Below are 6373 nucleotides of genomic sequence, written 5' to 3' on the forward strand. Positions count from 1 at the left end.
GAAATTGGGGAATTGTTTTAAATCAATTTACCCTTATATTTGAAAAAAGGCTCAGATTATAAAATCGAGCCTTAACTTTTCAACTTACACACTTTTTGGGACAGTGTCATTCTTGCTTTTAGTCTATTTTCTATAATCTTTATTCTTTTGTCTTAAAAAAAATAAAAAAGGCGGAATCTCTTCCACCTTTTTTGCCCCAAATCTACCATAAACTTAACCTACTAATGTTATGGTTTAGTAAAAGTATGATAGCTATTCTTATTAAAAAAACTTTTCTGATCAATGGTCAATATATCCGACAAAAAGAATGTAATACTTTTAAATTGAAATACTTGAGTTTATTCCAATAAAAAAGGTGGAATTGCTTCCACCCTTTTTGCCCCAAATCTACCATAAACTTAACCTACTAATGTTATGGTATCTCAAAAGTATTGTAGCTTTTCATTTTTACCAAACATATGGGATGAACGGCAAAAAAAACCGATGAAATGCACAAATTAACCTTTTGTTAGTATTTTATTAATACGCTCTTGCGTCTTTTCCTTCGTAGAAATTCATGAAAGCTCTGTTTACAACACGATTTCCTCCTGGTGTAGGATAATCTCCCGTAAAGTACCAATCTCCAAGATTTTTAGGACATGCAATGTGCAAATCTTCTACTTTTTGGAAAATGATTTTTACTTCGGCATTGATTTCCGGAGAACTTAACATTTCGGCAATTTTAGCCGAAACTTCCTCAGGAGTAAACTGATCGTAAATGGCAGTAACATAATTTACAACATCGCTGTCTATATAGTTTTCCTGTGCTTTACATTTAGCATAAACTTCATCAACAATATGATATAAGTTTCTTTCTTTCAATAAGGCCAAAGCTGCTCTAAAAGCTACAAGGCCTTCTAATTTTGCCATGTCAATTCCGTAACAGTCAGGATAACGAATTTGTGGTGCCGATGAAACGATTACGATACGTTTAGGATTTAAACGGTCCATCATTTTTATGATACTCATTTTAAGCGTTGTACCACGAACAATACTGTCATCAATAATAACTAAGTTGTCAGTTGGTTTGATCACGCCGTAAGTCACGTCGTAAACGTGAGCCACAAGATCATCACGACTGCTGTCCTCTGTAATAAAGGTTCTTAGTTTAGCATCTTTAATAGCTACTTTTTCCGTACGGATTTTTACAGCCAGTAATTCTTGCAATGTTTCAGCCGTAAGAGTATTTCTGTTGGCGAGTATATAATTGTTTTTTCTTTGATTTAAAAAATCCTGAGCAGCTTCGACTAAACCATAAAATGAAGTTTCGGCAGTATTCGGGATATAAGAGAAAACAGTGTTGTCTGTATCACTTTCAATAGATTCAAGAACTGCAGGTAAAATTAATTTTCCTAAGTTTTTACGTTCCTGATATATTTCAGCATCACTTCCTCTTGAGAAATAAATTCTTTCAAAAGAACACGCTTTCTTAACAGTTGGTTCCAGGATTTGTTCCATAGAAACTTTTCCGCTTTTCTTGATGATCAAAGCATTTCCTGGTTCAATTTCCTGAACACTTTCAAAAGGTACGTTAAATACAGTCTGAATAACAGGTCTTTCAGAAGCTACAACAACAACTTCGTCGTCCTGGTAAAAATAAGCCGGACGAATTCCTGCCGGATCTCTAAAAACGAACGCATCACCATGACCTAATAATCCGGCCATTGCGTAACCGCCATCAAGGTTTTTAGCGGAGCGGGTTAATATTTTTGCGATATCCAATCGGTCTGCAATAACCGGCGAAGCTTCTCTTTTAGAATAACCTTCTAATTTGCAGTCCTGATACAATTGCATTACTTCTTTGTCAAGAAAATGTCCAATCTTTTCCATAACTGTAACAGTATCCGCCATTTCTTTTGGATGTTGTCCAAGTTCAACTAAGTTTTCGAAAAGTTCCTTAACATTTGTCATATTAAAGTTTCCTGCCAAAATTAGATTACGGTGCATCCAGTTACTCTGACGTAAAAATGGATGTACACTTTCGATGCTGTTTTTTCCGAAAGTTCCGTAACGAACGTGTCCTAAAAATAATTCTCCTATATAAGGAATATTAGCTTTTTGAGCTGCAACATCATTTGCGTATTCAGGATGAGAAGTCATCTCTTCGTTAATGCGCTCATTGATTTGTTTAAAAACGTCCTGGATAGGTTGTGCGTGATTAGAACGAACTCGGCTGATATAACGTTCGCCAGGTTCAACATCTAACTTAATGCTTGCAAAACCTGCTCCGTCTTGCCCACGGTTGTGTTGCTTCTCCATCATTAGATACATTTTTTGTATCCCGTAAAAAGCAGTTCCGTATTTTTCTTTGTAATATTCAAGCGGTTTAAGAAGTCTAACTAAGGCTATACCACATTCGTGTTTTAAAGCGTCGCTCATTGTTTTTGTATTTTGTGTTGTTGTAAGTTGTGTGTATTAACGTAATAAAAAAGCCCCGTTATTAGCGAGGCTTTCGGGCATTATATTTCTATGTCAAACTGAGTTAACGACTTAAACTGTTGTAATCGAATCGCTACTTCTGCTTTGCTTAATGTTTCCATCCTTTCGGTTCCAAATTTCTCCACACAAAATGAAGCTAAATTAGATCCGTAAATAATTGCGTTTTTCATGTTGCCAAAAGAGATGTTTTCGCTTTGTGCAATAAATCCTGAAAAACCACCTGCAAAAGTGTCTCCTGCTCCTGTTGGATCAAAAACATCTTCTAATGGTAATGCCGGTGCAAAGAATACTTCTCTATTATGGAATAAAAGTGCTCCGTGTTCTCCTTTTTTGATCACCACATATTTTGGTCCCAATTCCTGGATTTTGTTTGCCGCTTTTACTAAAGAGTATTCTCCTGAAAGTTGTCTTGCTTCTTCGTCATTGATTGTGATTACGTCTACACGTTTGATTACGTCAAGTAATTCCGGAAGAGCGCAGTCCATCCAAAAATTCATAGTGTCTAAAACTACTAATTTTGGTTTTTTCTCCATTTGGTCCAAAACACTGCTTTGTACTAAAGGATGTAAGTTTCCTAACATCACAACATCAGCATCTTTATAATTTTGAGGAACTTTTGGTTGAAAGTCAGCCAAAACGTTTAACTCAGTTACCAATGTGTCTCTAGAGTTTAAATCGTTGTGGTATAAACCGCTCCAGAAAAAGGTTTTTCCGCCTTTTACAATTTCGATACCGGAGATATCAATATTTCTTGAAGTTAAAAGATCTAAATGTTCTTGAGGAAAATCGTCGCCAACTACAGAAACAATGGCCGATTGTAAGTTAAAAAATGAAGCTGATAAACCAATATATGTTGCAGCACCACCTAAAATTTTATCTGTTTTTCCGAAAGGAGTTTCAATCGCGTCGAAAGCAACCGTTCCAACAATCAATAATTTATTCATTTTATGAATTTCGAATTAGGGTGCAAAGATACTTCATAAGTTGCAATATTGCAACGGTTTAAGTTCTCAAAATTTTCATAAAAAAAGAATATTGTTTTCGGGGCTAAAACTGTTGTAAATGAATGAATTAAATTTGATTCTTCTGAGTGCTTAAAATATGTTTTTTGGATTTAAAATACAATAGTTATTTTCGAAAAAAAGCATGGGAGATTTTGTTTAGATTTGTTAAAATGTCAAATTTCATTCATGAAGAAAGTTATAACCTTATTAGCGCTGTTTTGTCTGTTGATTTCCTGCGAAAGAAAAGAACCGAATTTTTCTGAAGAAATGATAGAGAAGTTGGTATTTGAAGATAATGGCTTACCTCCATATTATCTTAGATTAGACTTATATGTGTTGACAGACAACAATGAAATTCATCAAACCAATAATAATGAATTAATGTTTTTTTATAAAAAGTATTACTCAAAAGAGTTCAAATCGTTTAATGAATTTTTAAATGCCAGCTTAAATGCCGATTTTATTTTTGATAAAAAGCTATTAAAAAATAATGCTAATTATTTAACTAGTTTTAAATTAAATCCAAAATTGGAAAAAGAATATTCCTCTTTAGGGTTTAATAAGTTTCTTGAAAAATATTCAAAATCATCCTCTAGGAAAGATGAGCTTGAATTTAATAAATCAAATTTAAATTCTGATGAATATTCAGCGTTTAAATATTTTCTTTATGTAAACAAATACGATGTAAGTTCTGATTGTTATTTGGGAATTGATTATATTAGAAAAAGAAAAGATTCTTTTAATTGAGCTCCAATTGATACTTCATAATTTTTAGCTTTTTCGTTTCCCATCTTTTATTAAATTATTCTAAAGATACATTGTTGACGATTTTTCGGCAATTTTAATCCATTTCAAAAAATAGTCCTTCGATGGTTTATTGTCGTTTTGGGTGTTTTCTTTTTCAGTCATAATCTTCGTTTAATTCTACAACTCATACTTCTTATCAAAATAATTCTTTAAAATCCCAATTTGAACTAAAATCATAAAAGGCACTATTAAAAGCGCATACAATATATTTTTAGAAAAATGAATTCCTGAAAATAGAGTAGAAGCTTTGTCTAGATATACTAGCGCTGTCTCAGAATTAGAAATGTCGTTGTTGGCGAAAATAGAATAACACGTCAAAGCAATTAAACTGATACCAATAAATATCCAGGTTGTTTTAGAAATCAAAGGTTTGTATGCTTTTATTTTACTTTTCTCAGTTGCTAAAACATGAGACATTATTTTTGAAGTAAAGTCAATAGATGGCGATTCCAAAGTAGTTTCGGCCATCATTTTATCAATTAGATTTTCTATTTCTTTATCATTTTCTTTCATAACATTCTATTATTTCTGGTTCTAATTGCTTTTTCAAAATTACGGCTAATTTTTGGCGGCTTCTAAATAATTTTACCTTGACGTTATTGGTATTAAGGCTCATAATTTTTCCGATTTCTTCTAAACTCTGATCTTCAAAATAAAATAAAGTTAGCAAGAAATTTTCTTCACTCGGTAATAAATTCAGACAATTCTGAATCGCCTGTTTTCGTTCTTTGTCTTCCAGAGCAGTTAACGCGTTGTCCATCGTTTTAATTAAATGTGCCGAAAATTCATCTATCGATACATTGAGGTCTTCTTTTTTATTTTTCTTCAGTCGGTCTAAACATGTGTTATAGGCTACTTTATAAATCCAGGTCGAAAATTTAGAATCACCTTTAAACTTGCTTAAAGAATTATAAGCTTTAATAAAAGTATCCTGTGCAACTTCTTCAGCCTCTTCTTTGTTTTTGACCATTTTAAGCGCCAATGTAAAAATCATATTTTTATAACGATCAACCAGTACGGCAAAAGCATTCGTCTCGCCGTTTATAATTTTATCGATATAATGTTGATCGCTTATTGTGCTCATATTATGTAAGACGACACGTTCTGTAATTAGGTTACAACTATTTGAAAATAAATTCGAAATTTTTAAATCCCCAATCTTAATAAAATAAATTCCAATTTTTAAATTCCAACTTTATAAGAGGAAATGTAGATTAAATTCTAATCTATATGTTTATAGAACTTTGTCAAAGTTTATCCTTTCCCAATATTGTCATCTCGACGAAGGAGAGATCACACGCGAAATTGGCGGTTTACTTTGCGGAGCTTCTAGTATGATCTCTCCTTCGTCGAGATGATACAGAAATTCGCCACTAGATTTATCGTTTTGTGGCAAAGATTTATTGTTTCTCGAAAATAATTTTAAACTCAAAATTAACTGATATTCAGTAAGTTTTGGGGTTTTTAATTTAAAGATTGGAATTTATTTTAAAATTCTTGTAACCTCAATTCAAAACATGTCGTCATATGGGGTATCAATCAATTATAAAACAAAAAATATTATGGGAGCACAAATTTTAGTACCAATAAGTATGTTTCTGATGATCTTCGGAATTGTTTATCTTATTTACTCAACAAGAAACAGAGAGCGTCTTGCTCTTATAGAAAAAGGTGTCGATGCCAGTATCTTTTTGAAAGGACACGGAAAAGGTGTTCCCGTTTGGAAGGTGCTTGTTTTAAATCTTGCTTTTTTATTAATAGGTAGCGGAGTAGGGATTTTTGTCGCTTTGCTAATCACAACTTATACATCTCTTGTAGATTCAGCCGTTTACCCATCGATCATTTTTATCATGGCGGGAGTTGGTTTATTGGCAGGATTTAGCAAAGCTAAAGATTTGGATAAAGAATAAAAGATCGTTTAAGTTAGTACCATTAACGATTATAACGCGTCAGGAACAATTGTTTCTGACGCGTTTTTGTTGTGTGCCCAGCATGGGCGATAACTCTAGGGTGTAAGTCCCGAACACGCCTTTACAGTGGGAAGTGTTAGCTGAATGCAAGGGTGTCCATCGCGAGGTGGAATC

Annotated in this window: 6 protein-coding genes; 2 read left to right on the plus strand and 4 right to left on the minus strand. The window is 33.1% G+C overall.

Annotated features, from left to right (window positions below):
* Positions 1-519 precede the first annotated feature (519 nt).
* Positions 520-2418: an amidophosphoribosyltransferase gene (locus NJT12_RS24535; RefSeq protein WP_271338743.1), complete on the minus strand. Its 1899-nt coding sequence runs from the start codon at positions 2416-2418 to the stop codon at positions 520-522.
* An 80-nt stretch (positions 2419-2498) separates the two neighbouring features.
* A complete protein-coding gene (locus NJT12_RS24540) occupies positions 2499-3422 on the minus strand; it encodes a PfkB family carbohydrate kinase (RefSeq protein ID WP_055097600.1) in 924 nt (307 codons plus the stop codon).
* Positions 3423-3668: 246 nt separating this feature from the next.
* On the opposite strand from NJT12_RS24540, the gene NJT12_RS24545 reads away from it, so the two are divergent.
* Complete coding sequence (locus tag NJT12_RS24545; protein ID WP_271338744.1) at positions 3669-4229, plus strand: hypothetical protein; 561 nt, start codon at positions 3669-3671, stop codon at positions 4227-4229.
* A gap of 177 nt (positions 4230-4406) precedes the next feature.
* Here NJT12_RS24545 and NJT12_RS24550 read toward each other — a convergent pair whose 3' ends face one another.
* Positions 4407-4802, minus strand: a complete 396-nt coding sequence (locus NJT12_RS24550) for a hypothetical protein (protein WP_271338745.1) — start codon at positions 4800-4802, stop codon at positions 4407-4409.
* Positions 4789-5373 (minus strand): RNA polymerase sigma factor, encoded by a 585-nt coding sequence (locus NJT12_RS24555; protein WP_271338746.1) that lies wholly within the window; start codon positions 5371-5373, stop codon positions 4789-4791. The genes NJT12_RS24550 and NJT12_RS24555 overlap by 14 nt, the downstream gene beginning before the upstream one ends.
* 478 nt (positions 5374-5851) lie before the next feature.
* On the opposite strand from NJT12_RS24555, the gene NJT12_RS24560 reads away from it, so the two are divergent.
* Positions 5852-6199: a DUF6249 domain-containing protein gene (locus NJT12_RS24560; RefSeq protein WP_271338747.1), complete on the plus strand. Its 348-nt coding sequence runs from the start codon at positions 5852-5854 to the stop codon at positions 6197-6199.
* Positions 6200-6373: the final 174 nt, after the last annotated feature.

Source organism: Flavobacterium azizsancarii, assembly GCF_027980145.1.
Lineage (GTDB): Bacteria > Bacteroidota > Bacteroidia > Flavobacteriales > Flavobacteriaceae > Flavobacterium > Flavobacterium azizsancarii.

Excerpts from the sequence above, each read along its gene's own strand:
- NJT12_RS24550 (WP_271338745.1), bottom strand. The coding sequence starts at position 4,802 with ATGAAAGAAAATGATAAAGAAATAGAAAATCTAATTGATAAAATGATG.
- NJT12_RS24560 (WP_271338747.1), top strand. The coding sequence starts at position 5,852 with ATGGGAGCACAAATTTTAGTACCAATAAGTATGTTTCTGATGATCTTC.
- NJT12_RS24545 (WP_271338744.1), top strand. The coding sequence starts at position 3,669 with ATGAAGAAAGTTATAACCTTATTAGCGCTGTTTTGTCTGTTGATTTCC.
- NJT12_RS24555 (WP_271338746.1), bottom strand. The coding sequence starts at position 5,373 with ATGAGCACAATAAGCGATCAACATTATATCGATAAAATTATAAACGGC.
- NJT12_RS24540 (WP_055097600.1), bottom strand. The coding sequence starts at position 3,422 with ATGAATAAATTATTGATTGTTGGAACGGTTGCTTTCGACGCGATTGAA.
- NJT12_RS24535 (WP_271338743.1), bottom strand. The coding sequence starts at position 2,418 with ATGAGCGACGCTTTAAAACACGAATGTGGTATAGCCTTAGTTAGACTT.